This is a genomic window from Actinomycetospora corticicola (genome assembly GCF_013409505.1).
Taxonomy (GTDB): domain Bacteria; phylum Actinomycetota; class Actinomycetes; order Mycobacteriales; family Pseudonocardiaceae; genus Actinomycetospora; species Actinomycetospora corticicola.
The window spans coordinates 1,608,053-1,634,375 of sequence record NZ_JACCBN010000001.1 but is presented as its reverse complement, the minus strand read 5'-3'; the positions used below and the strand labels follow the sequence as shown (position 1 = coordinate 1,634,375).

Below are 26,323 nucleotides of genomic sequence, written 5' to 3'. Positions count from 1 at the left end.
CACCTTGACACGGCCCTCACTCGGCCGGTTCCTCGCCCCGCTCCGCGGCGGCCATCGCCTCCGCGGCGGCCTGCTCCTCGCTCCTGCCGCGCCGCCAGTACCCGCAGAACTGGATGTCCCGGCGGTCGACGCCGCGCTCGCGGGTGAGGTGGCGGCGCAGGTCGCGCACCGTGCCGGCCTCGCCCGCGAGCCAGACGTACGGCCGGTCGCCGGGCAGGTCGGTCTGGGTGACGACGTCGAGCAGCGTCGCCCCGCCGTGTACCCAGCTCACCCCGACCTCCCCCGCCGTCGTGAAGCTCCGGGCCTCCGCGCCCGAGGACACCGCCGCGACCACCTCGGCCCGGGTGCCCGCGGGCAGCGACTCGACGATGGCGCCCATGGCAGGCACGGCGGTCTCGTCGCCGACGAGGAGGACCGCGTCGTGCTCGGATCGGGGCGAGTACAGGCCGTAGGGGCCGGTGAAGGCGACCCGGTCGCCGGCGGCCGCGTCGCGGGCCCACGACGAGCCGGGGCCGTCCCCGTGCAGGACCAGGTCGACGTCGATCTCGACGCCGCCGGGGTGGTCGCGCCGGCGGCGCAGGGTGTAGGTCCGCATCGGGGGGCGCTCGCCGTCGGGCATCGCGAGGTAGGAGCGGTACCAGCGTCCGATGTCGCCGTCCGCGGGGACCTCCGGGAGGGTCGGGACCCCCCCGCGGGTGAGCGGGAAGAACAGCTTGAGGTAGCCGTCCGGGGCGGCGTGGGGCAGGTCGGTGAGGTCGGGGCCGCCGAGCGTCACCCGCACCACCCCGGGGGTGATCCGTCGGCTGTCGAGCACCTCGGCGTGCCGGAGCGCGTACGGGGTGCCGGTCCGGGTGGCCTCGGTGGTCATCGCACTCTCCTCCTGTCGGCAGGTGAGGCTAACCTAACCGGCCATGAGGCGTCTGCTGCCGGCGGTGCTGCTGCTCGTGGCACTGACCGCGTGCGCCCCGGACGTCGAGCGCATCGAGGTCGTGCGTGCGCCCTCACCGGACAGGACGGTCGACGCCGTCGTGATGCAGAGTTCCGCGGGGTCCGGGAGCCCGTTCGGCTACACGCTGGGGTTCACCGCCCCCGGCTGCGCGGTCTCCGGCGAGCCCGTCCTGCGGGTGGTGGGCGCGACCCGCTCGGACTCGGCCGCCGGGGTGGCGGTCACCTGGACGGGAGCGCGGACGGTGCGGGTGAGCTGGCTCGACGCCCGTTTCCGGGACCCGGACGTGGACTCGCTGGTGGTCGCGACGACGGGTGGTCCGGTCACCGTCGTCTCCGGCGGCGGGGTGGGCGACGTGGCGGCGCCGCCGGGCGGAATGCCGCCGGTGACCGGAGCGACCCGGAGCTGCTGACCGGGCGTGACCGTCGGGGGTCGGCGCTAGCCTGCCGGCATGGACGAACTGGTGTTCGACGAGGCCCGGTCGGTGATCGTCGGGTCGATGCTGCGGGTGTTCGCCGCGGACGGCCGAGCGACGGCCGAGGTCCGAGCGCCTGTCGATGCACGTCGCGCGGACCGCCTCGAGGCAGGACCTCGTGGAGGTGGCCTACGACCGGGCGGCGCAGGTGCTGTCGGCCGCTGCGTGGAGCGCGTTGTGCGAGGAGCCGTGGCTGGCGGCCGAGCTGGACGCCGCGGCAGAGGCGCCCGCGCCGGTGGAGGTGCGGCTCGTGGTCACGGGCGCGACGCCCGAGCAGGTCCGCCGACTCCTCGACCGGCCGGTCGAGGTCCTCGGCGAGGCGCTCCCGCTCCTCGGCGACCCGGCCCCCGGGGCGCGGCGCTTCGACGGCGCCGCGCACCAGGGTCCGGCCGGGACCGTGCGGTCAGACCCCGCGGCGGATGAAGTCGGCGCACCGCTCGCCGATCATCATCGTGGTGATGCAGGGGTTGACGGTGATGAGGTCCGGCATCACCGAACCGTCCGCGACGCGCAGCCCGTCGACGCCCTTGACCTGCAGCGTCGGGGTCACCGGCGCCATCCGGTCGTCCTCGGCGCCCATCTTCACGGTGCAGGAGGGGTGGTAGACGGTGTTGTGGGTCTTGCGGATGTACTCGAAGAGTTCCTCGTCGGTCGAGTCCTGCTCCCCCGGCGCGAGCTCCTTGCCCACCCACTCCTTCAGGGCCGGCGCGGCCGCGATCTCCCGCGCAACCCGGATGCCCCGGATCATCACCTCGCGGTCGTGCTCGTGGGTGAAGTAGCGCGGGTCGACCTTGGGCTTGTCGTGGAAGTCGCGCGAGGACAGCCGCACGGTCCCCTTCGACTGCGCCCCGGTGACGTTCGGGGTGAGGCAGAAGGTGTTCTCTGCGGTCGGGTAGCCGTAGCGGACGATGTTGAGGTCGAAGGGCACCGAGCCGTAGTGGAACATCAGGTCCGGGGTCGTCCGGCCCTCGGAGCCCGCGAAGATGCCGATCTGCCACCACTGGGTCGACGCGGTGGGCATCGGCTGCAGGGCCTCCCACTGCACGAGGCCCTCCGGGTGGTCCTGGAGGTTCTCGCCCACGCCGGGCGCGTCGACCAGGACCTCGATGCCGACCTCGCGCAGGTGCTCGGCCGGCCCGATCCCGGAGAGCATCAGCAGCTTCGGGCCGTCGATCGCCCCGGCCGAGAGCACCGTCTCGCGGCGTGCGGTCACCTCGACCGCGCGGCGCTGGTCCGGCGTGCGCAGACGGGCCCCGGTCACCCGCGGGCGGGCCCCGGAGGTGTCCGTCGTCAGCTTCTCCGCCCGGTACCCGGTGAGCACGGTGAGGTTCGGGCGGTCCAGGTTCGGGTGGATGTAGGCCGTCGACGCCGACGAACGGGTGCCGTCGGGGTTCGCGTTCACCTGGAACCAGTTGGCCCCCCGGACCACGGTGCGTCCGGTGTTGAACGGCGTGGTCGGCAGCCCGACCTGCTCGCAGGCCTGCAGGAGCGCCTCGCCGCAGGGGTCCTGGTCGCCGACGGTGCGGATGGTCACGGGCCCGTCGGTCCCGCGACCGGGCGCCTCGGCGTGCTCCTGGCCGTCCAGGGCGGTCTCGAGCTTGCGGTAGAAGGGGTAGCACTCGTCGGCGGACCACCCGGTGGCCCCGCCGGCGGCCCAGTCGTCGAGGTTCTCCCGGGGCGCCCAGTAGGCGATCGCGGAGTTGTGCGAGGAGCAGCCGCCGAGCACCTTCGCCCGGGCGTGGCGCATCCACGAGTTGCCCGACTCCTGCGGCTCGATGGGGTAGTCCCAGTCGTAGCCGGACTCGAGCAGCTCCATCCAGCGGGAGAGGTCGAGGATGGCGTCGTCACCCACGTCGGACGGGCCCGCCTCGATCAGGCAGACGCTGACGTCGGCGTCCTCGGAGAGCCGCGCGGCCACGGCACACCCGGCGGTGCCGCCGCCGACGATCACGTAGTCGAACTCTGTCTGCACGGGTTCAGGCCTCCCCGACGACGGGCGTGGTGGACTCCGGGCTGGTCTCCCGCGCGTGCGCGGCGACGACCCCGGTCTTGTGACGCTGGATGGTCCAGTAGTAGGCGAAGCCGACGCCGAGGATCACGCCCGGCAGCAGCACCCCGCCCCACTGCAGGTACCAGTGGAAGGGCTCGGTGGCGTTGTAGACCTCGTTGCGCGGCCAGGCGAGGTTCACCGTCATGAAGCCGCCCCAGAGCACGGCGAGCACGTTGACGGGGACGCCCCAGCGGCCGAGCGAGAAGGCGCCCTCCCGCGGCTGCCACTGCCCGCGGAGCCGCTTGAGCAGCAGCGGCACCGTGACCAGCAGGTACGCGGTGTAGATCATGATGATCGCGATCGAGGTGACCACGGTGTAGATCTGCGGGCTGAACGTGACGAACAGCAGCACGATCGCGATGACGCCGATCGCCACCGAGGCGACCACGGGGGTGCCGAAGCGCGGGCTGATCGTGCAGAGCGTCGTGCCGCCCGGGAGGTTGTTGTCCCGGCTCATCGCGAACGCCAGCCGGATCGCCGCGGCGTGCACCGCGAGGGCGCACACCACCACCGCGATGACGACGGCGACCAGGATGACCGACCCGCCGACGGGACCGAGCACCGCCAGGATCAGGGCCTGGAGCCCGCCGAGGGAGCTGAACGCCGGGTCGGCGAGGTCGGGCGCGGACATCAGCGCGAACAGCAGGATGAGACCACCGAGCAGGAAGGAGAAGAACAGCGCGCGCAGGATGGCCTTCGGGGCGTTGCGGCGCGGGTCGTGGGACTCCTCGGCGAGCGAGGACGCGGTGTCGAACCCGTACATGACGTAGAGCGAGGCGAACATCGCGACGAGGAACGCGCCGGCGTAGCCCAGCGGCCGGCCCGATGCGTCGATCGAACCGGTGTCGAACACGATCTGCGGGCCGCGCACGATGTTGATGGCCAGCAGGACGATCAGCAGCACGGCGGCGATCAGCTCGATGAACACCCCGGCCGCGTTGATCTGCGCCATGAGCTTGGTGCCGAACGCGTTGACCGCCGTCGTGAACACGATGAGCAGCGCGGCGAGGATGACCCCGTTGAGCGCCTGGGCCCCGGTGTCGTCGTCCCCGGACATCGGGATGAACTGGAAGCCCGACCACAGCTCCGGCAGCGTGGCCTGCAGGGCGAGGGCGACGGCGGCGATCGAGACGATCGAGGCCGTGAGCATGGTCCAGCCGGCGAGCCAGGCGGTGTGCGGGCTGGAGAGCCGCTTGGTCCAGTTGTAGATCGAGCCGGCCACCGGGAACCGTGCCGCGAGCTCGCAGAAGCACAGCGCCACCATCAGCTGGCCGACGAACACCATCGGCCACGACCACCAGTACGCCGGTCCCCCGGAGCCCAGGCCGAAGTAGAACAGCTGGAAGGTCCCGGTGAGGATCGAGATGTAGCTGATCCCCGCCGCGAAGGTGTGGAAGCTGCCGAGCGAGCGGACGAGGCTGGGTTTGTAGCCGAATTCGTCGATGTCCTGGCTGTCGGTGCTGGTCATGAACCACTCCCTGTCGTGGAAGAGGGGAACCACCCGGTCGGCCCTGGCCGGGTGTTGGTCCAGATGTGCTTGGTCTCCTGGTACTCGGCGAAGCCGGCGCGGCCCAGTTCCCGGCCCACGCCGGAGTGGCCGAAGCCGCCCCATTCCGCGGCGGGCACGTACGGGCCGAAGTCGTTGATCCACACCGTGCCGTGGCGCAGGCGGCCCGCGACCTCCTCGCAGGTGCCGTGGTCGGCGGAGAACACGGCGCCGGCGAGCCCGTACTCGGTGTCGTTGGCGATCCGCACGGCGTCGTCGAGGTCGGTGAAGGTCTCGACGGTGAGCACCGGGCCGAACGACTCGTCGTGCACCACCGACATGTCCTGCGTGCAGCGGTCGAGGATCGTGGGCGGGTAGTAGAACCCGTCGGCCAGGCGCGGGTCGGTGGGCCGCTCGCCGCCGCAGCGCAGCACCGCGCCCTCCGCGACGCCCTGCGCGACGTAGGCCTCGACCTTCTCGCGGTGGGCGGCGGAGATCAGCGGCCCGGTCTCGGTGCCGGCGTCGTCGGGCCCGCCGAGCACGATGCGCTGCGCGCGCTCGACGAGGTCGTCGACGATCCGGTCGTGCGCCGATTCCTCGACGACCAGGCGGGCGCCTGCGGAACACACCTGGCCGGAGTGCAGGAAGATCCCGGTGAGGATGTTGTCGACGGCGGTGTCGTGGTCGGCGTCGGCGAAGCAGACGAACGGGTTCTTGCCGCCCAGCTCGAGCGCCACCTTCTTCACGGTCGCCGCGGCGTTGGCCATGAGGATCTTCCCGGTCGCCAGGCCGCCGGTGAAGCTGACCATGTCGACACGCGGGTCGGTCGACAGCGGTCCGCCCGCCGTCGCGCCCGCACCCAGGACGAGGTTTCCGACCCCGGACGGCAGCCCGGCCTCCTCCAGCAGTTCCATGAGGATGATCGCCGTGTGCGGGGTCAGCTCGCTCGGCTTGAGCACGAACGTGCACCCGGCGCCGATGGCCGGCGCGACCTTCCACGCCGTCTGCAGCAGCGGGTAGTTCCACGGCGTGATCAGCCCGCACACGCCGACGGGCTCGTGGACGACCTTGCTGCGCGCGTTCGGCACGCCGGTCTCGACGAGCCGCCCGTCGTCGGAGGCCGCGAGGTGGCCGAACCAGCGGAAGCAGTTCGTGATGTCGTCCATGTCGATCTCGGACTCGACCACGCGCTTGCCGGTGTCGAGGGTCTCGGCCCGCGCGAGCCGGTCCTTGTCGCGCTGGAGCAGGTCGGCGACCCGCAGCAGGAGGGCGCCGCGCTCAGCGGGTGCGACGGTCGACCAGCGTCCGTCGTCGAAGGCCGTCCGCGCCGCGCCGATGGCCCGTTCGGTGTCGCCCGCGGTCGCCTCGCTCACCTCGCCGACGAGCCGACCGTCGGCCGGGCACCGGATCTCCCGGCTACCGCCCTCCGCCGCGTCGCTCCACGTGCCGTCGATGTACAGCTGGCCCACCTGGGCTGCCTCCTCGGTCTCGGGTCGGTCCTTCGCGACTCCCCGACGACGGGTGCGCGAGCTGCCGGTGCCGTGTCGGCCCCCTGTGAAGAATCCGTACAGGTGTACACCGAGCGCGGACAGGTGTCCATAAGATGGTGTCGTGACCAGCCCGGTACGACGGAGCCGCACCAGCGACCCGGACCGCCGGGAGCGCATCGCCCGGGCCGCCATGGCCGTGATCGCGCGCCGTGGCGTCGACGGGCTGACCCACCGGGCGGTGGCGGCGGAGGCCGAGGTCCCCCTCGGGTCGACCACCTACCACTTCGCCACCCTCGACGACCTGCTCGAGGTCGCCCTGGACCGCGCGGCCGAGGACAACATCCGGCTCGTCCGTGCCTGGGCCAGCGGTCTCCCCGTGGACGCCGACCTGCCCCGCGCGCTCGCCGACCTCGTGGTCGAGCACCTCAACGACCAGCGGCCGCACACCGTCGTCGAGTACGACCTCTACATCGCCGCCCTGCACCGGCCGCGACTGCGTGTCCTCAGCACCGCGTGGGACGACGCGCTCGTCGAGATCTTCAGCGCCCGCACCGACCCCGTCACCGGGCGCGTCCTGGCCGCGATGTTCTGCGGGCTGCTCGTGCAGGAGGCGATCGCCGACCCGCCGTCGACGGTGGACGAACTCGACCGGCTCTTCCGTCGCGTGATCGAGGGCCCGACGGCGCGCTGACCCGTCGGGGGTTGCGGACGCGCGGCCGCGGGGATGCGGGGCCCGTGGGACGCAGCGCCGTGGTGGTCGGGGGCGGGATCGGCGGGCTCGCCGCCGCGCGGGGTCTGATCCTCGCGGGGTGGGACGTCGAGGTGCGGGAACGGCTCGACGACGGGGCGGGTGACGGCTCCGCGAGCCGACTCGGTGGCGGCATCTCGATCTGGCCGAACGCCCTGCGGGCGCTCGACGTGCTGGGGCTCGGCGACACGGTCCGCGACGAGGGGCTGGTGCAGGCCGCGGGCGGCATCCGGGACCGGCGGGGCCGCTGGCTCGTGCGCAGCGACAACCGCCGCATGATCGCCCGGCACGGCGACGGCATCACCGTGCTCCCCCGCGCCCGGCTGCTCGGGATCCTGCGCGAGGCGCTCCCGCCCGACGTCGTCCGCAGCTCCTCCCCCGTCGAGCGGCCGGCGGAGATCGACGCCGACCTCGTCGTCGGGGCCGACGGGATCGGCTCGGTGGTGCGCCGCGTGGTCGTGCCGCACGCCCGGCCCCGGGGCACCGGCACCGTCGCCTGGCGGCTCGCGGCACAGGTCGCCGAGCCTCCGGACGAGGGCGGCGAGACCTGGGGCGACGGCTGCTACGCGGGCGTGGCGCCGCTGCGCGACGGCCGGGTGAACCTCTGGGCGGTGGTCCGCGACGACGAGCCCGCCGCCACCGACCTCGACGCGCTGCGCCGCCGCCTCGCCGACTTCCACGCCCCGATCCCGGAACTGCTCGACGCCGTCGACCCGGGCTCCGCCCACGTCACCGAGCTGGCCTGGCTCCCGCCGTTGCAGACCTTCGTCCGCGGACGCCACCTCCTGCTCGGCGACGCCGCCCACGCCATGACCCCGAACCTCGGCCAGGGTGGCTGCCTGGCCCTCGAGGACGCCGCGGTCCTGTCCCGGTACGCCGACGACCCCGCCGGCTACGACCGCCTCCGGCGGCCACGCACGGCACGCCTCACCCGGCGGGCCCGGCTGGCCGGGCTCGTCGCGGGTCTCTCCGGTGCCATCCCGACGGCGGGTCGCGACGCCCTGGGTCGTCTGGTCCCGGCGGCGGTCACCGTGCGTGCCCTCGACGGCGTCCTCGGGTGGACGCCGCCGGGCGTGTCCGCCGCGCGTCGGCGCGCCACGCCATAAGCTGCCGCCCTCACCGAGGAGGATCATGGCAGGCACGAGGTGGAGCCGGGTGGCGGCAGCGCTGCTCGGGGCGTCGGTGGTGCTGGTCGGCGCGGGCGCGTGCTCGTCGGAGCCGCCACCGCCCGCGCGGCAGTACACCGTCCAGTTCTCGGTCACCGGCACCGGCGGCGGGAACGTCTTCGGTCGGTACGTGACCGTGGGCGAGCTGGGGAGCACGGCGGAGACCAACTTCTCCGGCGTGCCCTACGAGCTCACGCTCACCACGCCCTACCCGCCGGCGCCGAAGCTCCAGGCGGGGGCCGTCGGTGTCCCGCCGGGGTCCCGGCTCTCGTGCCGGATCAGCGTCGACGGGCAGACCGTGGCGTCCCAGACGATCTCCGTGCCCGGCCAGGACGTCATCTGCCGCGCGGGCTGACCGTCTCCCCGGGCGCGTCCCCGGCCGCCACCACCGGTCGTCGGGACCGTTCCCGCAGGCCCAGCGCCGTCACGGACACCGCGACCACGACGAGGCCCACCACCTGGGTCGCGGTGAGCGTGCCGCCGAGCAGCGTGACGCCGAGGACGGTGGCGGTGAGCGGGAAGGCGAGCTCGGCGAGCGTCGCTCGCGCCGCGGGCGTGCGGCGCAGCCCCGGGTAGTACAGGGCGAGCCCGAGCAGACCCGGGACCAGGGCGAGGGCGATCAGCGGCGGGAGCTGACCGGCCGTCACCGCCAGCGGGCCACCGCCCGCGAGCAGCACGACGAGCGCAGCCGGCAGCCCGATCGCGAAGCGCAGCACGGTGATCTCCCACGGCGTGGCGTCCGACGCCGCGCCGACGTGGCGACCCAGCACGGTGCCCGCCGCCCACAGGACGGCGGAGGCGGCCGCGAGCAGAGCAGCCACCAGGGCCTGGACGTGGACGTCGAGCGGATCGGCGAACGCCAGCAGCCAGGCCCCGACCAGCGCGGGAACGGCGTAGGCCCAGTAGCCGCGGCGCAGCTGCTCCCCCAGCAGCCACGCGGCGCCCAGGGCGGCGACGAGGGGCTGGATCTTCTGCAGCACCAGGGGCGTGACCGGGTCGCCGAGGGTGAGGGCCTCGGTGAACAGCACCGTGGCGAGTGCGGACGAGCCGGCGCCGATCGCCGCCATCGCCGCCCGGGCCCGCGCCGGCATCGCCCGGAACGCCCGCCACGCCCGCGGCAGCCACGGGACGAGGACCACGACGATGATCAGGTGTTCCCAGAACACGATGCTCGCCGCGGGCAGGGCCCCGGCGAGCGGCGCGCGGAGCAGGGCGTCCGTGCCCCACAGCGCCGCGCCGAGCGCGACCAGCCAGGTCAGGTCACCGGAGCCGCGCCACGAGGTGGGCCTCACCGTCACCCTCCTCGTCGACGAGCACGTCGAGGTGGTCGAACGCCGCCCGCAGCTCTCCCGGAGCGGCGCGGAACCGACCACCGGTGTCGCCGACCGTCGACAGCACCGTCATCACCAACAGTCCGCCGGGCGCCAGCAGTCCCGCGAACGCCGGGTAGAGCAGCGGATCCCGGAAGCGCTGGCAGACCACCACGTCGTAGGCCGGGCCGACCGGGAGCCCGTCGTCGAGATCGGCCTCGATCCAGCGCACCGACACGCCCTCGGCGTCGGCGAGCTCCCGGCCGAGCGCGAGCCCGGCCGCGGCCGCGTCGATCGCGTCGACCGCGAGGCCACGAGCGGCGAGCCACACCGCGACCGTGCCGCGCCCGCACGCGACGTCGAGCGCGCGCCCCGTCGTCGGCACGACGTCCTCGCGCCCGACCAGCACCGAGGGCGGGCCCGGACGCCCGACCCCCGAGGCCGCGAAGCGGTCGTTCCAGTCCACTACCGGCGGCGGGCCAGCGTCATGCCGAAGCGGCCCGCAGGGTCGGTCAGCCAGCCCACCGCGTCGAAACCGGCGGCGTCGAGCTCGGCGGCGATGCCGGCCCGCGTGAACTTGGTGGAGATCTCGGTGCGCATCTCCTCGCCCTCGGCGAACTCGACGGTGAGGTCGAGCGCGGGCACCCGGACCGTCATCGCCCGCCGGGCTCGGACCCGCATCTCGATGCGGCTGGACTGCGGGACCCAGGCGGCGACGTAGTCGAACCCGTCGAGGTCGAAGTCGGCGCCCAGTACCCGGTTGAGCACCGTGAGCGCGTTGAGTTCGAAGGCCGCGGTGACGCCCGCGGCGTCGTCGTAGGCCGCGACCAGCGTCTCCTCGTCCTTGACCAGGTCCGTGCCGACGAGGAAGTGCTCGCCGGAGGACAGGGTCTCGGAGAGCGCGGTGAGGAAGGCGCGGCGGTCCTCGGGCTCGAAGTTGCCGATGGTGCCGCCGAGCAGCACCACGAGCCGGCGGCCCACGGCCGGGATGCTGCGGAGGTCGGCGATGAAGTCGCCGACGACCCCGTGCACGTCGAGGTCGGGATAGCCCGCGACGAGGCCCGGGACGGCCTCCTCGAGGGCGGCGGCCGAGACGTCGACCGGGACGTAGTGGCGCAGCAGGCCGGTGCGGGACATCGCGTCGAGCAGGAGGGTGCTCTTCGTGGACGACCCGGAGCCGAGCTCGACGAAGGTGTCGGCCTGGGCGGTGCGGGCGACCTCGTCGGCACCGAGGGCGAGGGCCTCGCGCTCGGCGACGAAGGGGTAGTACTCGGGCTGGGCGGTGATCTGCTCGAACAGCTCCGAACCCTGCGCGTCGTAGAGCCACTGCGGGCGCAGGACCTTCGGCGTCGAGGTCAGTCCCCGGTGTGCGTCGGCGCGCAGCGCGGCGTCGGCGTCCTCCTGGGTGAGGTGGACGTCGACGGTGGGGAGAGTGCCATGGGTGCTCACGGCGGGAGTTCACGTCCGTTCGGTCGTGGCCCACCCCGGCAGAGGAGGGCCTGGTTCACGGCGTCGGGAAACAGGCGGGCGGCGGGTGGCTACAGGGCGGTGACCTCGACGGTGGCGGCGTCGCGGGTCACGACGAGGTGGTGGTCGGCGACCGGGGTCCAGTCGCCGCCGTCGAGCGGCTCCGAGGCGACGGTCACGCCGTCGGCGTCGGAGCGCCACGACAGCGCGTGGTCCACCGCGGTGGCGACCAGCACGGGCTCCCCCGCCGCACCCGGCGTCAGGAGCAGCAGGTTGAGCCGGGAGCCCGGCGCGGCGGCGAGGGTGCGGGTGACGACGTCGGCCACGGCGTCGGCCGGGTCCTTGCCCGCGTCGAGGCGGCGGCGGACCAGGGCCCACAACACCGCGGAGTCGGTCGGTGCGTCCAGCGTCATCAGGGTCTCGGGGTCGAGCTCGCCGGCCAGCTCCCGCAGCGAGCCGGGCCACCCGCGCACGACGCCGTTGTGGCTGAAGATGCGGGACCCGTCGCGGAACGGGGCGCAGGCACCGGTGGACACCGGCATCCCGACGGTCGCCGACCGGACGGCCGCGACGAACGCCGCCGACGTGACGGCGCCGGCGAGGTCGAGGAACGAGGCGTCGGTCCACATCGGCACCGGCTGCCGGTAGGAGTGCGCGGCGCCGGGGGTGTCGCCGTACCAGCCGACCCCGAAGCCGTCGGCGTTCACCGTGCCTCCGCCGCGCATGTCGGCCGGGGCGTAGGACTGCACGAGCAGCGAGTGCGGCGGCTCGGTCACCCGCGAGGCGAGGGTGACCGGCCGCGGGCCCACGTGGCCCAGATGTCGGCACACGTCGTCAGGCGTTCTCTGCTGACCGTGCGAGGCGGAAGCCGGAGAAGATCTGGCGGCGGATCGGCAGGTCCCAGTTGCGGAACGTGGTCCGGGCGTTGATCGAGCCCACGCCGAACGAGGAGCCGCGCAGCATCCTGAAGTCCCCGCCGAAGAACACCTCGGAGTACTCCTTGTACGGGAACGGTGCGAACCCCGGGTACCCCTCGAAGCCGGAGTCCAGCCACTCCCAGACGTCGCCGACGAGCTGGTGCACGCCGAGCGGCGACGCGCCCTTCGGGTAGGCCCCGACGGGAGCGGGCTGCAGGTGGCGCTGGTCGAGGTTCGCGAGCTCCGGCGTCGGGTCGTCGTCGCCCCAGGGGAACCGCCGCGTCTCCCCCGACGCCGGGTCGAACCGGGCCGCGTACTCCCACTCGACCTCGGTCGGCAGCCGTCGCCCGGCCCACCGGGCGTAGGCGTCGGCCTCGTGGAAGCAGACGTGCAGCACCGGCTGGTCGGCGACGTCGGCGATCGCCTGGCGTTCCCCGAAGCTCGTCCGGTACCAGGCCCCGTCGGCGTGCTCCCACGTCATCGGGGCGACCCAGCCCTCCGCCGTGATCTGGTCCCAGCCGGCGTCGGACCACAGCTCACGACGCGAGTAGCCGCCGTCGTCGAGGAAGCGGGCGTACTCGCCGTTGGTCACCGGCACGGCGCCGAGGTGGAAGGGCTCGACGTCGACGGGGTGCGCGGGCCGCTCGTTGTCGAGGGCGAAGACGTCGGCGCCGGTCGCGTCGACGCCCATCGTGAAGCGGCCCCCGGGGTGGAACACCTCGGTGCCGATCAGCTCCTGCGCGAGCTCCGAGGCCGGCGGCGGCGGGGCGTGGAGCGCCTTCGGGCCGACCCGGAGCTGGTGGGTCGCCAGCATCGTCTCCACGTGCTGCTGCTCGTGCTGGGCGATCATCCCGTAGACGAAGCCGTCCTCGAGCAGCGGCCGACCGTCGGCGCCGGCCGCGTCGAGGATCTCCAGCGTCCGCTCGCGCACCGTCCGTCCGTAGGCGCGCGCCTCGGACGGGTCGAGCAGCGGCAGCTGCGGGCGGCCGGCGCGCGGGTTGGTGAACGCGTCGTAGAGGTGGTCGATGTCCTCGCGGACCCCGGGAGTGACCCCGTCGCCCGGCGTCGCGCGGCGGACCAGCCAGAAGTCCTCCATGTTCGCGATGTGCGCGACGTCCCAGTGCAGCGGGGACATCAACGGCGAGTGCTGACGGGTCAGCTCGACGTCGTCCACGGCGTCGGCGAGCGCCTGCGTGCGGCCACGGGCGGTGGCCAGCTCGTCGGCCAGTCGGGCACGCAGGTCGTCGGGGTAGCGGCTCATGTGGGATCGCCTCCGGGGGACACCGGGTCGCGCGGGTCGGGGTACGGGTTCTCGACGGCGGGTCCGAGCTCGCCCTCGCCCGGCTCCACCGTCGGGTCGTCGGCCGGGCAGCGGCCGCGCAGCGTCCGGCGCTCGGCCACGTCGGCGACGAGGGCCGCGAGGTCGGGGTCGGTGGCCGCGAGGCTCGCGTGGGCGAGGTCGACCAGGCGGGCCGCGGCCCGGGCCAGCTCGGCGTCCTCGAGACCGTGCCGCGCCGCGGCGACCCAGCGGTGCCGGACGCCGGCCACGGCCTCCCGGGCGTGGTCGAGCGTGTCCGGGTCGGCGAGCAGACCGGTGATGAGGGCGAGCGGGACCGCCCACTCCCCGCCGGGCTGCTGGTCGACGTACCGGATCTCGACGTGGCCGTGCGGCCGGACCGGCGGGAACAGCGTGGTCAGGTGGTAGTCGAGGTCGTCCCACGTGGGGGCCTCGTCGAGCCCGCCCAGCCCGTCGATCCAGTCACCGAAGGTGACCGCCGGAGGCGCGTTCCAGTGGCCGTGGCGACGGACGCAGAGCAGCTGCGTGCCGAGCGCCCGCTCGGCCCACTCGAGGGCCGGATCGTCGCCGAGCAGGTCCGGCGGCCGGGTCCGGTCGGGGTCGAGCGAGAGCCACGCCGCCATCCGGGAGGACTTCCACCCGGTGCGCCGCCCGTGCGCGGCGGGCGAGTTCGCGAACATCCCGACGAGCGTCGGGCCGAACTCGTGCAGGGCCTGCCACCGGGCCGTGACCTGGCTGCCCTCCCCCGCGTCGAGGCAGAGCTGGACGGCCGAGGTGGAGCACATCATGGTGCGGCCGTGGGGGCCGACGCGGTCGAACGCGGCCTCCATCGCCGCGTAGCGCGGGACACGGAGGATGCGCCGCGGGGCCCGGAGCGGGTCGGCGGCGCGGTCGACCAGGGTGAGGCCCTCGGTGGCGAGACGTTCCCGGATCGCGGCGGTGTCGGTCTGCACCGCCGCGACCAGCGCCGACAGATCCTCCAGCGGCGGGGTCGCGATCTCGACCTGGCCGCCCGGCTCGACGGTGACCGTGCTCCCGGCGGGGAGCGGCTCCGGAGCGCGGGGTGCCGGCGACGGCGGCGGGGCGCCGGTGACGGTGGGGACGGAGGTGCGCAGCGTGCTCGGCGCGTGGGGGCCCAGGACCCGCAGGAGCTGGGCGGGGTCGACCTCGTCGGCGGGGCGCCAGGCGGAGCGGACGAGCCACTCCAGTTCGGCACCCAGCAGCCTCGGCGGTCCGTGCTTGAAGCAGACCGACGCGACGTAGGCGGTGGCGGCGGCCCGGTCGGGGACCGGGGCGGCCGGATCGAGCTCGATCGCGGGGGCGGCCATCGGGGTCTCACTCTCCCCTCGGTGCACAGCGGGTGATTCACCATGTGCCCCAGGGGTCCCGTGCGGCACGGCGATCGACGCTACACGCGGGCACCGGCCGGTGCAGGGCTTCGATCGCTGGTGTCCGTCGTATCACTCACCCCCGACAACATCACCCACGGTGATCAGGCGGCCCCCACGAACTGCGTGTGGTGGAGGTCCGCGTAGCGCCCCGCGCGTGCCAGGAGCACGTCGTGCGAGCCCTGCTCGACGACCCGGCCGTCCTCGACGACCGCGATGGTGTCGGCGCTGCGGATGGTGGACAGGCGGTGCGCGATGACGATCGCCGTGCGTCCGACCAGCGCCTCGGTGAGCGCCTCCTGGACCGCCACCTCCGACTCGGAGTCCAGGTGTGCGGTGGCCTCGTCGAGGATGACCACCCGCGGGGCCGCGAGGAGCAGGCGGGCGATGGTCAGCCGTTGGCGCTCGCCGCCGGAGAGCCGGTAGCCGCGCTCGCCGACCACGGTCTGCAACCCGTCGGGCAGGTCGGCCAGCAACGCCCCGAGCCGCGCGCGCTGCAGGGCGGTGACGAGTTCCGCGTCGGTGGCCTCCGGCTTCGCGTAGCGCAGGTTGCCGGCGATCGAGTCGTGGAACAGGTGGCCGTCCTGGGTGACCACGCCGATCGCGCCGCGCAGGTCGGCGAAGGAGGTGTCGCGGATGTCGGTCCAGCGGCCCTCGCCGCCGACCTCCACCGCGCCGGAGTCCACGTCGTAGAGCCGCGGCACGAGGGAGGCGATCGTCGACTTGCCGGCGCCCGAGGGCCCGACCAGTGCCAGCATCTGCCCGGGCGCCACCTCGAGGTCGACGCCGTGCAGCACCTCGTGGTTCTCGGTGTGCTCCAGCGTGGCGACCTCCTCGAGGCTCGCCAACGAGATGGTCGAGGCGTCGGGGTAGGTGAAGCGGACGTCGCGCAGGCGCACCCCGAGCGGCGTGGCCGGCAGCGGGGTCGGGTCGGCCCGCTCCGTCAGCGACGGCTTCAGGTCGAGCACCTCGAACACCCGCTCGAAGCTCACCAGCGCGCTCATCACGTCCACGCGGGCGTTCGCGAGCTGGGTGAGCGGCCCGTAGAGGCGGGTGAGGAGCAGGGCGAGGCTGACGACGGTGCCGGCCTCGATCCGTCCGGTGAAGGCGAGCCAGCCGCCGACGCCGTAGACCATCGCCTGGGCGAGGGCGCTCACGAGCGTGAGGCTGGTCATGAACACGCGGTTCGCCATCGCGGTGCGGACCCCGATGTTGCGCACCCGGTCCGCGCGGTCGCCGAACTCCTCGGCCTCGGCCTCGGGGCGCCCGAACAGCTTGACCAGCGTGGCGCCGCCGGCGGAGAAGCGCTCGGTCATCTGCCCGGTCATGGCGGCGTTGAGGTTCGCGGACTCGCGCTGCAGCGCGGCGATCGTCCGGCCCATGCGGCGCGCGGGCAGGATGAAGATCGGGAGCAGGACGAGGGCGAGCAGCGTCACCTGCCACGCCAGCGTGATCATCACCGCGACGGTGAGCACGAGCTGGATGACGTTCGTGACCAGCCCGGAGAGCGTCGAGGTGAAGGCCCGCTGGGCCCCGATCACGTCGTTGTTGAGCCGGCTGACCAGCGACCCGGTGCGGGTGCGGGTGAAGAACGCGACCGGCATCCCCTGCACGTGCCCGAACACGGCCCGGCGCAGGTCGTAGATCAGGCCCTCGCCGATCCGGGAGCTCATCCAGCGCTCGGCCAGCCCGAACAGGGCGTCCACCACCGCCAGTCCGGCGATGACGACCGCGATCCACACGACCGTCGAGAGCCCGGTGCGGTTGACGATCGCGTCGACCGCACGGCCCGCGAGGACCGGTACCGCGACCGCGATCACGGCCGAGACCGTGGTCAGGGCGAGGAAGGCGTACAGCATCCGGTGGTGCGCCGACGCGAAGCGCCAGATGCGCGTCAGCGTGCCCTTCGGTACCGACCTCGGCAGTTTCTCGCTGCGCGACATCGACATCATCAACATCCAGGCGTTCTCCACGCCGCTCTCCCCACCTCGCTCGGACCTGGCCCCGAGCGTGCGACCTCGACGAAGGTCGAGGTCAAGCGGACGTCCGGTCGGCCGTGGCGGGTGGTGGTCCGCCGGTCCGGCCTCCGATCATCCTCCGGAGGGCGTGACACCGCGCGAGCACCACGGGGGTGTTCGCTACGGGCAGGACGGCCACGGACCCGACCCGCCCGCTGCTGGACGGACCCGGGAGACCGCGTGACGATCCGGCGACTACGGCGTCAGGAGGACTTCTTGGTGCGGGTCGCGCCGCCGCGGCCGCGCAGGGTGACCCCGGACTCGGAGAGCACCCGGTGCACGAAGCCGTAGGACCGGCCCGTGGACTCGGCGAGCGAGCGGATGCTCGCCCCCTTCTCGTACTTCTTCTTGAGGTCGGTCGCGAGCTTGTCCCGCTGGTCGCCCGTGATGCGGGCGCCCTTCTTCAGGTCGGCCATGGTTCATCCACCCCTCTCCCGGACGGTGCCCGGTGGACCCATGATGATCGCCGGAGTCGATGTGCGCCACGGCACATTCCACATGATCGGTGAGCGGTTGGGCCGATCGGAGCGAGATCACCTCCGGCCGGACCAATGAGCATCGTTCCAGCTCAGCAAGGCCGTTCGACGGTCAACGAGATCAACCGCAGGAACTCAGGCGAGCTCGACGAGCTCCAGGTGCTCGGCGTTGAAGTGGTCCTCGGTGCCGTCCGGGAGCAGGATGACCCGTTCCGGCTCGAGCGCCTCGACCGCGCCGGGATCGTGCGTCACGAGCACGACCGCCCCCTCGTAGTGGCGCAGCGCGTCGAGCACCTTCTCCCGCGAGGCCGGGTCGAGGTTGTTCGTCGGCTCGTCGAGCAGCAGGACGTTGGCGGCACTGGACACGAGCCCCGCGAGCGCCAGCCGGGTCCGTTCGCCGCCGGAGAGCGTGCCGGCGGGCTGGTCGAGCTGCTCGCCGGTGAACTGGAAGGCGCCGAGCAGCGTGCGCAGCTGCTGCTCGGGGGTGTCGGGCGCGGCGGAGCGGGCGTTCTGCCAGACCGTGCGGTCCATGTCCAGGGTGTCGTGCTCCTGGGCGAAGTAGCCCCGCCGCAGGCCGTGGCCCGGCGTGACCGCCCCGGTGTCGGCGGTCTCGACGCCGGCCATGATGCGCAGCAGCGTCGTCTTGCCCGCGCCGTTCAGCCCGAGGATGACCACGCGCGACCCACGGTCGATCGCGAGGTCGACCCCGGTGAACACCTCGAGCGAGCCGTAGCTCTTGGACAGGCCGGCCGCCGTGAGCGGGGTGCGGCCGCAGGCCTGCGGCGTCGGGAAGCGGATCGCGGCGACGCGGTCGGCCACCCGCTCCTCGTCGAGCCCCTCGAGCAGGGCGCTGGCGCGCTTCTGCATCTGCTTGGCGGCGACGGCCTTGGTGGCCTTCGCGCCGAGCTTCGCGGCCTGCACCTGCAGGGCGGACGCCTTCTTCTCGGCGTTGGCCCGCTCCCGCCGGCGCCGGGCCTCGTCGTCGGCCCGGGCCTGCAGGTAGTTCTTCCAGTTCATGTTGTAGACGTCGAGCTCACCGCGCGTCGCGTCGAGGAACCAGACCTTGTTGACCACGTCGGCCAGCAGGTCCGTGTCGTGGCTGATGACCACGACCCCGCCGTCGTAGGACTTGAGGAACGTCCGCAGCCACGAGATGGAGTCGGCGTCGAGGTGGTTCGTCGGCTCGTCCAGCAGCAGCGTGGTGCCCGCGTTGCCGCCGTCGCCCGACGCCGCGAACAGGATGCGCGCGAGCTCCACCCGGCGGCGCTGCCCGCCGGAGAGCGTCTGCAGCGGCTGGGCCAGGACGCGGTCGGGCAGGCCGAGGTTGGAGCAGATCCGCCCGGCCTCGCTCTCCGCGGCGTATCCGCCCAGGTCGGAGAAGCGCTCCTCCAGTCGCCCGAAGCGGGCGATCGCGCGGTCCCGCTCGGCGTCGTCGGCCAGCTCGGCCATCGCCGTCTGGGCCTTCTCCATGTCCCGGAGGATCTGGTCGAGGCCGCGCGCGGAGAGCACGCGGTCCCGGGCGAGGACCGTCAGGTCGCCCTCGCGGGGGTCCTGCGGCAGGTAGCCGACGGGTCCCGTGGACCGGACGGTGCCGCCGTACGGCTCGGACTCCCCCGCGATCGCACGCAACGAGGTGGTCTTCCCGGCCCCATTGCGGCCGACGAACGCGATGCGGTCCCCCGGCTGCACGCGCAGGGTCACCCCGGCGAGCAGGACGCGGGAGCCGGCACGCAGCTCGAGGTCGGACGCGGTGATCACGGGGGTCCAGTGTAGGCGAGGCATTGCGCGGGGTCCGCCGGTCGGTCACGATGACCGGCTCCGTAGTGACCACCCCGACAACGACCCGTGCGTAGGGCTGCTTCACACGGTCCCCGGATAATGGTGGGTATGGGCCTGTTCAGCTGGTTTCGCCGCTCGGGGTCGTCCGGCCTCGGAGCCGACGGCCGACGCCAGGTCCTCGACCGGGAGGGCGGTCCCGCCGACCTCGAGCACCTGCGCGCCTTCGCGGCCAGCCGGACCGGGGTGGAGTTCTTCGTCGAGCCGGAGACCACCGCCACCGACACCACCGTCGTCGCGGTGGCGAAGGACGGCGAGTGGACCCGGCGTCGGGTGGGCACGCCGCGGGCCGCGGAACGGCTCGCACGCCGGTGCAAGGTGCCCGTCTACGACGTGCAGGTGACCGGCTACCCCCAGGCCATGCGGGACTGGAACGCGCGGGCCAAGGCTGATCGCGAAAGACTCGCCGCGTGGGAGCGGGAGATCGGCGACTGACCGGACGCGGGGCCGACGTCCTCGTCGCCGGAGGCGGTCCGGCGGGGTGGTCGGCCGCGCGGGCGTGCGCACGACGGGGTCTGGCGGTGACGCTCGTCGATCCGCACCCCGACCGGCGGTGGCGGCACACCTACGGCGCCTGGGCCGACGAGGTGCCGCTGAGCGGCCCGGACGCGCTGCCCGGGCCCGTCGTCGCCGCCTCCGGCCCGGGGTTCGCGATCGCACGCCGGACGCACCCGCTGGCCGGCGACTACGCGGTGCTGGACACCGGCGCGCTGCAGCACGCGCTGTGCGACCCCGACGTCACCGTGCACCGGGACCGCGTCGTCGGCGTCGGGGACGGCGCGGCCGTCCTCGACGGGGGCACCCGGCTCGCCGCGCCCCTGGTCCTCGACGCCACGGGCGCCGCGCAGACGCTCTCCCTGTCCCGACGACGGGTGGCGGGCGCGGCCGAGCAGACCGCCGTCGGTGTGATCGTCCCGTCCGCGGTGGCGGCCCGGGTGACGGGCGGGCGGCTCGTGTTCATGGACTGGCGCCCGCTGCACGGGCGGCCGGGCTGGCCCACGTTCCTCTACGCGATCCCGCTGGGCGGCGACGACTGGCTGCTCGAGGAGACCTCCCTCGCCCGTCGCCCGGGGCTCCCGCTGCCGGAGCTGACCGGACGCCTCCGACGCCGGTTGCTCGCGTGCGGCCTGACGGAGGACGAGATCCCGCTCGACGACCGCTCCCGCGTCGAGCACGTGCGCTTCGCGGTGGACACGCCGGCGCACCGCTCCCCCGCCGGGGTGGTGCCCCTCGGTGCCGCCGCGTCCCTGGTGCACCCGGCGACCGGCTACTCCCTGACGCACTCCCTGGCGGTCGCCACTCGACTGGCTGATGCACTGATCACTCGACCCGACCATGCAGAGCGGGTCGACGCGGCCGGTCGAGCGGTGCGACCGGCGGCGGGACGCGTCGTGCACGCCATGCGGCGGCGCGGGCTCGACGTCCTGCTGCGGATGCCGCCGTCGGACGTCCCCGAGTTCTTCGAGCGCTTCTTCAGCCTCCCGGCGGTCGCGCAGCGCGGGTACCTCGGCGCGCACGACGACGTCCGCGCCTCCATGCGTGCGATGCTCTCGGTGTTCGTCCACCTCTCCCCGCGTCTGCGCGGTCACCTGATCGCCGGATCACTTCTGGGTGGCGGGAGCGATCAAACCGGACGAGACGGGGAATAGGACGTCCGAACGGAGTACCGCGTTACCATCCGCGGCTCCCGCTCGTTCCGTGGACGGGCGGGATGAGACCGCCAGAAACCGGAGCAGACCACCATGGGCGCCTACCAGATCGTCGCCGTCGGCACGGACGGATCCGACTCCTCCTTCCGCGCGGTGGACCGCGCGGCCACCGTCGCCGCCGACGCGGGGGCCACCCTGCTGATCATCAGCGCGTACCACCCGGCGCGGAACACCGGCCAGGCCGAGCAGGCCCTCGGCGAGGACGCCGCCTACCACGTCGTCGGGTCGACCCCCGCCGAGGAGGCGCTGCGCACCGCGAAGGAGCGCGCGTCGGCCAAGGGCGCGGGCGACGTCGAGACCGTGGCCAAGGAGGGCGACCCCATCGAGGTCGTCACCGCCGTCGTTACCGACCGCAAGGCCGACCTGCTCGTCATCGGCAACCGCGGGCTGAACAGCCTCTCCGGCCGCCTGCTCGGCTCGGTGCCGCAGGGCATCTCCCGCAAGGCCCCGACCGACGTGCTCATCGTCCACACCACGTGAGCGGTCCCTCCTGGTCGGAGGCGCGACACGAGGTCGAGGACCTCCTCGTCGGCGGCGACCGCACGCTGCGGCGTGCGGAGGTCGCCGACCGGGCCGGTGTGCCGCTGGAGCGGACCGGCCGGCTGTGGAGCGCGCTGGGCTTCCCGCGCGTGCCCGACGACGTCGAGGCCTTCGCCGAGTCCGATCTCGACGCCCTCGCGGACGTGGAGGACCTGCTCGCCCAGGACGCGTTCGACGAGGACGAGGCCCTGGCGGTCGCCCGCACCCTCGGACAGAGCATGGCCCGCCTCGCGGAGTGGCAGGCGAACCTGCTGCGCCGGGTGATCGCCGAGCGCGGCACCGCCGACGACCCCGAGGCCGTGGTCGACGCCGTGCGGTCGCTCGTCCCCCTGCTCGAGAAGCTGCAGACCTACACCTGGCGTCGGCACCTGCTCGTCACGGCGGGGCGGATGATGTCCTCCCTCGCCGACGAGGGTGCCGACGACGGGGGCCGGACGACCGCCGCGGTCGGGTTCGCCGACATCGTCGGCTTCACCTCGATGTCCCGGCGGACCGACTCCGACGAGCTCCGGGCTCTGCTCGAGCGGTTCGAGAGCGTGTCGAACGACGTCGTCTCCCGCTACGGCGGCCGCATCGTCAAGACCATCGGCGACGAGATCCTCTTCGTGTGCGGCGACGTCGGTGCGGCGTGCGACATCGCGTTCGCCCTGCACGACGAGGTCCCCGACCCCGACGGGCGCCTCGCCCTGCGCATCGGGCTGGCCTACGGCGACGTGCTCCCCCGCTACGGCGACGTGTACGGCCCGACGGTGAACATCGCGAGCCGCCTGACCTCGCACGCCCGTCCCGGCACGACGCTGCTCGACGACGAGATGACCGACGCCGTGCGGGCCGCCGAGCTCGACGTCGAACTCCGGTCCGTGCCCGCCCTGCACGTGCGGGGGTACAAGCACCTCAAGCCTCACGTGGTGCGCCGCAGCAGCTGACCGTGGTAGCGGAGCGTCGTTGCGTGCATGCGGTGGCAGGAACGCCACATCGTCGTCGCGGCCCACTCCCGTGCCGACCATGATCACCAAACGGTGGCGGCTCTCCGCGACCACTGACCTCATCCGCTACGTCCCGGTGATCATGGTCGACTCAGACTCAGCGCAGGAGAGACCTCGACGGGGAAGAGCTGACCGGGAGCTGAAGTGGCGGACGCGGCCGACCTGTCACCGGAACAACGGCAAGAGACCACCAGTTCCGGGGACGAGCGATACCGCGGCCGGATCGGCTTCGCCGTCCTCGAGTTGCGGCGAGCGGATGCGGTCGAACGTCCGCGACGCGGGTCCTATGTCATCACCGAGCAAGGCCGCGAACTGCTACGGCACCATGCGTCGGGCCTGGGACAGCGCGAACTCCTCGAACTGCCCGTCTACAGGCAGCGGCTGAACGACGAGCGGGGTGCGCGCGGACAGTCTTCTCGTTCGCACCACGAGGTACTGCCGCTCGACACACTCGACGGACCACCTGAGGTGGCTCCGAAGGAGCAGATCGCCGATGGCGTCGAACGACTCCACGGTGACGTCGCCCACGAATTACTGGAGCGGCTCCGGTCCTCGGGCCCGGACCTCCTCGAGCACGCGGTGGTCGACCTGCTTGTGACCATGGGATACGGACGGCGGGGGGAACGGCCGCGAATCACGGGTTCCGGCGATGGCGGCCTGGACGGCGTGATCGACCAGGACCCGCTGGGTCTCGGCCGCATCTACGTGCAGGCGAAGCGCTACGCGGCGGACAACGTGGTCGGACGACCAGCCATCCAAGGCTTCGTCGGGGCACTGCACGGGCAGCAGGCCAACCAGGGCGTGTTCATCACGACGAGCAGCTTCAGCAGGGAGGCGGGCGACTACGCCCAGCACGTCAACGCAGCCGTGGTGCTCGTCGACGGGAAACGTCTCACCGACCTGATGATCCAGTATCGGGTCGGCGTCCAGATCGAACAGACGTACACCGTCGTCAAGGTCGACGAGGATTACTTCGAACTGTGAGTACTAATCCGTGCCAGGGCACGGATTAGTACTCACGAGGCGAAGCCACCTAGACGGTGAACCCGAGCGCGCGGAGCTGCTCGCGACCGTCGTCGGTGATCTTGTCCGGGCCCCACGGGGGCATCCAGACCCAGTTGATGCGCACGTCGTCGACGAGGCCACCGCCCGGGCCCTTGGTCAGGGCGGCACGGGACTGGTCCTCGATGACGTCGGTCAGCGGGCAGGCCGCGGACGTCAGGGTGAGGTCCAGCGTGGCGACCGTGCCGGCGTCCTCGTGGTGCACGTCGATGCCGTAGAGCAGGCCCAGGTCGACGACGTTGATCCCGAGCTCGGGGTCGACGACGTCGCGCATGGCCTCCTCGAGGTCGTCGATCGAGGGCGTCTCCGCCTTCGGGGCGGCCTCGGGCATGCCCTCGGCGCCTCGCGTCGGTTCGGTCGTCTCGGTCATGCCTGTCCCTCCAGCTCGGGGGCGTTCGCGTCAGCCTGCGCCACCGCGTCCTTGAACGCCAACCACCCGAGCAGCGCGCACTTGACGCGTGCCGGGTAGGCGGCCACACCGGCGAACGCCACGGCGTCGTCCAGCACGTCCTCGTCGGGCTCGACCTTGCCGCGGCCCTGGACCATCTCCTGGTAGGCCGACAGCACCTCGAACGCGTCGCCCACGGTCTGTCCGACCACGAGGTCGTAGGCGACCGAGGTGGCCGCCTGGCTGATGGAGCAGCCGAGCGCGTCGTACGACAGGTCGACGACCTTCGCGTCCGCGCCCGACCCTTCCAGGTGCACCCGCACCGTGACCTCGTCGCCGCACGTCGGGTTGACGTGGTGGACCTCGGCCTCGTAGGGCTCGCGCAGGCCCTTGCCGTGCGGGTTCTTGTAGTGGTCCAGGATGATCTCCTGGTACATCGTCTCGAGCTTCACGGCGGTGACCTCCTCCTACAGAGAAACGCCGTCGCGGGCGAAAAAGTCCTGGGCCCGCCGCACGCCGTCGAGCAACGCCTGCACCTCGTCGAGGGTGTTGTAGACGTAGAAGCTCGCGCGGATCGAGCTCTGGACGCCGAACGCCCGGTGCAGCGGCCACGCGCAGTGGTGGCCGACGCGCACCGCGATGCCGGAGTCGTCGAGGACCTGCGACGCGTCGTGCGGGTGCACGCCGTCGATCTCGAACGACACCGCTCCCCCGCGGGACTCGGTGTTGCGCGGACCGATGATCGTCACGCCGTCGATGCCGGCCAGGCCCTCGAGGGCGGCCGCCGTCAGCGTGTTCTCGTGGGCGTGCACGTTCTCCATGCCCAGCGCGTTCAGGTAGTCCACGGCGGCACCGAGCCCGACGGCCTGCGAGGTCATCGGCACGCCGGCCTCGAACCGGGCCGGCGGGGCGGCGTAGGTCGAGCGCTCCATGCGGACCAGCTCGATCATCGAGCCCCCGGTGAGGAACGGCGGGAGCGCCTCGAGCAGTTCGCGCCGCCCGTAGAGCACGCCGATCCCCGAGGGGCCGAGCATCTTGTGGCCGGAGAATGCGGCGAAGTCCACCCCGAGGGCGTGGACGTCGATCGGGGCGTGCGGCACCGACTGGCAGGCGTCGAGCACGGTGTAGGCGCCCACGGCCTTCGCCATCGCCACGATCTGCTCCACCGGCGTCACCGTGCCGAGCACGTTCGACTGGTGGGTGAACGCGACGACCTTGGTGCGCTCGGTGATGACCGACGGGTCGAGGTCGAGCCGCCCGTCGGAGGTCACGCCGAACCACCGCAGCGTCGCCCCGGTGCGCCGGCAGAACTCCTGCCACGGCACCAGGTTCGCGTGGTGCTCCATCTCGGTGACGACGACCTCGTCGCCGGGGCCGACGCGGAACCGCGCCGCCGCCGGGTCGTCGGACGTCAGCGCGTTCGACATCCCGTAGGCGACGAGGTTCAGCGCCTCGGTCGCGTTCTTGGTGAACACGATCTCGCCGTCATCGGCGCCGATGAACGCCGCGATCCGCTCGCGGGCGGACTCGTAGGCGTCCGTGGCCTCCTCGGAGAGCGCGTGCGCGCCGCGGTGCACGGCGGCGTTCGACGTCTCCAGGAAGTGCCGCTCGGCGTCGAGGACCTGGCGCGGACGCTGCGAGGTGGCGCCCGAGTCCAGGTAGATCAGCGGCTTCCCGTCCCGGACGGTGCGGCTCAGGATGGGGAAGTCCGCGCGGAGCTTCTCGACATCCAGGGTCGCACCCGCCGTGGTGGGGACGGATGCGAGTGAGGTCATGCCGGCTGCTCCTCCTTGGCGGTGGTGAAGCGCTCGTAGCCGTTCGCCTCGAGCTCGTCGGCGAGCTCGGGGCCGCCGGACTCGGCGACGCGGCCGTTGGCGAACACGTGCACCTTGTCCGGCGCGATGTAGCGCAGGATGCGGGTGTAGTGCGTGATCAGCAGGACGCCGACGTCGGACTGCGCCTTGTAGTCGTTGACGCCCTTCGACACGACGCGCAGGGCGTCGACGTCGAGGCCGGAGTCGGTCTCGTCGAGCACGGCGAAGCGGGGCTTGAGCAGCGCGAGCTGGAGCACCTCGTGGCGCTTCTTCTCACCGCCGGAGAAGCCCTCGTTGACGCTGCGCTCGGCGAACGACGGGTCGATCTCGAGGTCGGTCATCGCGGACTTGACCTCCTTGACCCAGTGCCGCACCTTCGGCGCCTCGCCGCGGGCGGCGGTGGCGGCGGAGCGCAGGAAGTTCGACATCGAGACGCCGGGCACCTCGACCGGGTACTGCATGGCGAGGAACAGGCCCGCGCGGGCGCGCTCGTCGACGGCCATCTCGAGGACGTTCTCGCCGTCGAGCAGGACCTCGCCCTGCGTCACCGTGTACTTCGGGTGGCCCGCGATGGAGTACGCCAGCGTCGACTTGCCGGAGCCGTTCGGACCCATGATCGCGTGGGTCTCGTTCGAGTTCACCGTCAGGTCGACGCCGCGGAGGATCTCCTTGGGGCCGGACTCGGTCTCGACCTCGACGTGCAGGTCGCGGATCTCGAGGGTGGACATCAAGCCTCTTTCGGAATGCGGAACGT

At 73.0% G+C, this 26,323-nt stretch carries 26 protein-coding genes; 9 read left to right on the top strand and 17 right to left on the bottom strand.

The window, feature by feature from the left end; genetic code table 11:
* Positions 1-16: 16 nt before the first annotated feature.
* Positions 17-868, bottom strand: a complete 852-nt coding sequence (locus tag BJ983_RS07790; RefSeq protein ID WP_179793293.1) for a siderophore-interacting protein — start codon at positions 866-868, stop codon at positions 17-19.
* A 43-nt stretch (positions 869-911) separates the two neighbouring features.
* Between BJ983_RS07790 and BJ983_RS07785 the strand changes: the two genes are divergently transcribed.
* Complete coding sequence (locus BJ983_RS07785; protein ID WP_179793292.1) at positions 912-1,358, top strand: hypothetical protein; 447 nt, start codon at positions 912-914, stop codon at positions 1,356-1,358.
* A gap of 466 nt (positions 1,359-1,824) precedes the next feature.
* Here the strand turns inward: BJ983_RS07785 and BJ983_RS07780 are convergent, their stop codons facing one another.
* From BJ983_RS07780 to BJ983_RS07770, 3 genes are read right to left on the bottom strand one after another with little or no spacing between them, the layout of a single operon-like run.
* Positions 1,825-3,393, bottom strand: coding sequence for a GMC family oxidoreductase N-terminal domain-containing protein (locus BJ983_RS07780; RefSeq protein ID WP_179793291.1), 1,569 nt, complete (start codon positions 3,391-3,393; stop codon positions 1,825-1,827).
* A 4-nt stretch (positions 3,394-3,397) separates the two neighbouring features.
* The gene (locus BJ983_RS07775; protein ID WP_179793290.1) at positions 3,398-4,939 is read right to left on the bottom strand and encodes an APC family permease; all 1,542 of its coding nucleotides are present in this window, start codon (positions 4,937-4,939) and stop codon (positions 3,398-3,400) included.
* Entirely contained in the window at positions 4,936-6,426 is a 1,491-nt protein-coding gene (locus tag BJ983_RS07770; protein ID WP_179793289.1) for an aldehyde dehydrogenase family protein, read from the bottom strand. Before BJ983_RS07770 ends, BJ983_RS07775 begins: the two co-directional genes overlap by 4 nt.
* Before the next feature lie 142 nt (positions 6,427-6,568).
* On the opposite strand from BJ983_RS07770, the gene BJ983_RS07765 reads away from it, so the two are divergent.
* Genes BJ983_RS07765 through BJ983_RS07755 form a run of 3 tightly spaced genes read left to right on the top strand, consistent with a single transcriptional unit; the run spans position 6,569 to position 8,716 of the window.
* Positions 6,569-7,138, top strand: coding sequence for a TetR/AcrR family transcriptional regulator (locus BJ983_RS07765; protein WP_343053869.1), 570 nt, complete (start codon positions 6,569-6,571; stop codon positions 7,136-7,138).
* 44 nt (positions 7,139-7,182) lie between these two features.
* The gene (locus BJ983_RS07760; RefSeq protein WP_179793288.1) at positions 7,183-8,301 is read left to right on the top strand and encodes an FAD-dependent monooxygenase; all 1,119 of its coding nucleotides are present in this window, start codon (positions 7,183-7,185) and stop codon (positions 8,299-8,301) included.
* A gap of 25 nt (positions 8,302-8,326) precedes the next feature.
* Positions 8,327-8,716 (top strand): hypothetical protein, encoded by a 390-nt coding sequence (locus tag BJ983_RS07755; protein WP_179793287.1) that lies wholly within the window; start codon positions 8,327-8,329, stop codon positions 8,714-8,716.
* On the opposite strand, the gene BJ983_RS07750 is transcribed toward BJ983_RS07755, so the two are convergent.
* The 9 genes from BJ983_RS07750 to BJ983_RS07710 all read right to left on the bottom strand — a co-directional run bounded on the left by BJ983_RS07750 (position 8,697) and on the right by BJ983_RS07710 (position 18,992).
* On the bottom strand, positions 8,697-9,659 hold the full coding sequence (locus BJ983_RS07750; protein ID WP_179793286.1) for an EamA family transporter: 963 nt from the start codon (positions 9,657-9,659) through the stop codon (positions 8,697-8,699). The two genes, BJ983_RS07755 and BJ983_RS07750, sit on opposite strands and share 20 nt — an antisense overlap.
* Complete coding sequence (locus BJ983_RS07745; protein ID WP_179793285.1) at positions 9,622-10,137, bottom strand: methyltransferase domain-containing protein; 516 nt, start codon at positions 10,135-10,137, stop codon at positions 9,622-9,624. Before BJ983_RS07745 ends, BJ983_RS07750 begins: the two co-directional genes overlap by 38 nt.
* Positions 10,137-11,120 (bottom strand): L-histidine N(alpha)-methyltransferase, encoded by a 984-nt coding sequence (gene egtD / locus BJ983_RS07740; protein ID WP_179793284.1) that lies wholly within the window; start codon positions 11,118-11,120, stop codon positions 10,137-10,139. Before egtD ends, BJ983_RS07745 begins: the two co-directional genes overlap by 1 nt.
* A gap of 89 nt (positions 11,121-11,209) precedes the next feature.
* Positions 11,210-11,968 (bottom strand): ergothioneine biosynthesis protein EgtC, encoded by a 759-nt coding sequence (gene egtC / locus BJ983_RS07735; protein ID WP_179793283.1) that lies wholly within the window; start codon positions 11,966-11,968, stop codon positions 11,210-11,212.
* A gap of 4 nt (positions 11,969-11,972) precedes the next feature.
* A complete protein-coding gene (egtB, locus tag BJ983_RS07730; RefSeq protein ID WP_179793282.1) occupies positions 11,973-13,316 on the bottom strand; it encodes an ergothioneine biosynthesis protein EgtB in 1,344 nt (447 codons plus the stop codon).
* Complete coding sequence (egtA, locus tag BJ983_RS07725) at positions 13,313-14,680, bottom strand: ergothioneine biosynthesis glutamate--cysteine ligase EgtA (protein ID WP_179793281.1); 1,368 nt, start codon at positions 14,678-14,680, stop codon at positions 13,313-13,315. Before egtA ends, egtB begins: the two co-directional genes overlap by 4 nt.
* 164 nt (positions 14,681-14,844) lie before the next feature.
* Entirely contained in the window at positions 14,845-16,692 is a 1,848-nt protein-coding gene (locus tag BJ983_RS07720) for an ABC transporter ATP-binding protein (protein ID WP_425484803.1), read from the bottom strand.
* Positions 16,693-16,961: 269 nt separating this feature from the next.
* The gene (locus tag BJ983_RS07715; RefSeq protein WP_179793280.1) at positions 16,962-17,174 is read right to left on the bottom strand and encodes a helix-turn-helix domain-containing protein; all 213 of its coding nucleotides are present in this window, start codon (positions 17,172-17,174) and stop codon (positions 16,962-16,964) included.
* 195 nt (positions 17,175-17,369) lie between these two features.
* A complete protein-coding gene (locus tag BJ983_RS07710) occupies positions 17,370-18,992 on the bottom strand; it encodes an ATP-binding cassette domain-containing protein (protein ID WP_179793279.1) in 1,623 nt (540 codons plus the stop codon).
* A 129-nt stretch (positions 18,993-19,121) separates the two neighbouring features.
* Between BJ983_RS07710 and BJ983_RS07705 the strand changes: the two genes are divergently transcribed.
* From BJ983_RS07705 to BJ983_RS07685, 5 genes are all read left to right on the top strand, one after another.
* Positions 19,122-19,505 carry a hypothetical protein gene (locus BJ983_RS07705; protein WP_179793278.1) on the top strand — a complete coding sequence of 128 codons (384 nt, stop codon included), beginning with the start codon at positions 19,122-19,124 and terminating at the stop codon, positions 19,503-19,505.
* Positions 19,481-20,719 carry a lycopene cyclase family protein gene (locus BJ983_RS07700; protein ID WP_218890157.1) on the top strand — a complete coding sequence of 413 codons (1,239 nt, stop codon included), beginning with the start codon at positions 19,481-19,483 and terminating at the stop codon, positions 20,717-20,719. Before BJ983_RS07705 ends, BJ983_RS07700 begins: the two co-directional genes overlap by 25 nt.
* A gap of 93 nt (positions 20,720-20,812) precedes the next feature.
* A complete protein-coding gene (locus BJ983_RS07695; RefSeq protein ID WP_179793277.1) occupies positions 20,813-21,259 on the top strand; it encodes a universal stress protein in 447 nt (148 codons plus the stop codon).
* Positions 21,256-22,245, top strand: a complete 990-nt coding sequence (locus BJ983_RS32135) for an adenylate/guanylate cyclase domain-containing protein (protein ID WP_179793276.1) — start codon at positions 21,256-21,258, stop codon at positions 22,243-22,245. The genes BJ983_RS07695 and BJ983_RS32135 overlap by 4 nt, the downstream gene beginning before the upstream one ends.
* 204 nt (positions 22,246-22,449) lie before the next feature.
* Positions 22,450-23,289: a restriction endonuclease gene (locus BJ983_RS07685; protein WP_179793275.1), complete on the top strand. Its 840-nt coding sequence runs from the start codon at positions 22,450-22,452 to the stop codon at positions 23,287-23,289.
* Between the two features lie 49 nt (positions 23,290-23,338).
* Here the strand turns inward: BJ983_RS07685 and BJ983_RS07680 are convergent, their stop codons facing one another.
* Genes BJ983_RS07680 through sufC form a run of 4 tightly spaced genes read right to left on the bottom strand, consistent with a single transcriptional unit; the run spans position 23,339 to position 26,297 of the window.
* Positions 23,339-23,737 carry a metal-sulfur cluster assembly factor gene (locus BJ983_RS07680; protein WP_179793274.1) on the bottom strand — a complete coding sequence of 133 codons (399 nt, stop codon included), beginning with the start codon at positions 23,735-23,737 and terminating at the stop codon, positions 23,339-23,341.
* Positions 23,734-24,207 carry a Fe-S cluster assembly sulfur transfer protein SufU gene (gene sufU / locus BJ983_RS07675; RefSeq protein WP_179793273.1) on the bottom strand — a complete coding sequence of 158 codons (474 nt, stop codon included), beginning with the start codon at positions 24,205-24,207 and terminating at the stop codon, positions 23,734-23,736. The genes BJ983_RS07680 and sufU overlap by 4 nt, the downstream gene beginning before the upstream one ends.
* A gap of 15 nt (positions 24,208-24,222) precedes the next feature.
* Entirely contained in the window at positions 24,223-25,530 is a 1,308-nt protein-coding gene (locus BJ983_RS07670) for a cysteine desulfurase (protein WP_179793272.1), read from the bottom strand.
* A complete protein-coding gene (sufC, locus tag BJ983_RS07665) occupies positions 25,527-26,297 on the bottom strand; it encodes a Fe-S cluster assembly ATPase SufC (RefSeq protein WP_179793271.1) in 771 nt (256 codons plus the stop codon). The genes BJ983_RS07670 and sufC overlap by 4 nt, the downstream gene beginning before the upstream one ends.
* Positions 26,298-26,323: the final 26 nt, after the last annotated feature.

What these genes read in the sequence shown, in the direction of transcription:
- BJ983_RS07790 (WP_179793293.1), bottom strand. Translation starts at nt 868, where the DNA reads ATGACCACCGAGGCCACCCGGACCGGCACCCCGTACGCGCTCCGGCAC.
- BJ983_RS07785 (WP_179793292.1), top strand. Translation starts at nt 912, where the DNA reads ATGAGGCGTCTGCTGCCGGCGGTGCTGCTGCTCGTGGCACTGACCGCG.
- BJ983_RS07775 (WP_179793290.1), bottom strand. Translation starts at nt 4,939, where the DNA reads ATGACCAGCACCGACAGCCAGGACATCGACGAATTCGGCTACAAACCC.
- BJ983_RS07755 (WP_179793287.1), top strand. Translation starts at nt 8,327, where the DNA reads ATGGCAGGCACGAGGTGGAGCCGGGTGGCGGCAGCGCTGCTCGGGGCG.
- egtB (WP_179793282.1), bottom strand. Translation starts at nt 13,316, where the DNA reads ATGAGCCGCTACCCCGACGACCTGCGTGCCCGACTGGCCGACGAGCTG.
- egtA (WP_179793281.1), bottom strand. Translation starts at nt 14,680, where the DNA reads ATGGCCGCCCCCGCGATCGAGCTCGATCCGGCCGCCCCGGTCCCCGAC.
- BJ983_RS07720 (WP_425484803.1), bottom strand. Translation starts at nt 16,692, where the DNA reads ATGATGTCGATGTCGCGCAGCGAGAAACTGCCGAGGTCGGTACCGAAG.
- BJ983_RS07715 (WP_179793280.1), bottom strand. Translation starts at nt 17,174, where the DNA reads ATGGCCGACCTGAAGAAGGGCGCCCGCATCACGGGCGACCAGCGGGAC.
- BJ983_RS07705 (WP_179793278.1), top strand. Translation starts at nt 19,122, where the DNA reads ATGGGCCTGTTCAGCTGGTTTCGCCGCTCGGGGTCGTCCGGCCTCGGA.
- BJ983_RS07695 (WP_179793277.1), top strand. Translation starts at nt 20,813, where the DNA reads ATGGGCGCCTACCAGATCGTCGCCGTCGGCACGGACGGATCCGACTCC.
- BJ983_RS07680 (WP_179793274.1), bottom strand. Translation starts at nt 23,737, where the DNA reads ATGACCGAGACGACCGAACCGACGCGAGGCGCCGAGGGCATGCCCGAG.
- BJ983_RS07670 (WP_179793272.1), bottom strand. Translation starts at nt 25,530, where the DNA reads ATGACCTCACTCGCATCCGTCCCCACCACGGCGGGTGCGACCCTGGAT.
- sufC (WP_179793271.1), bottom strand. Translation starts at nt 26,297, where the DNA reads ATGTCCACCCTCGAGATCCGCGACCTGCACGTCGAGGTCGAGACCGAG.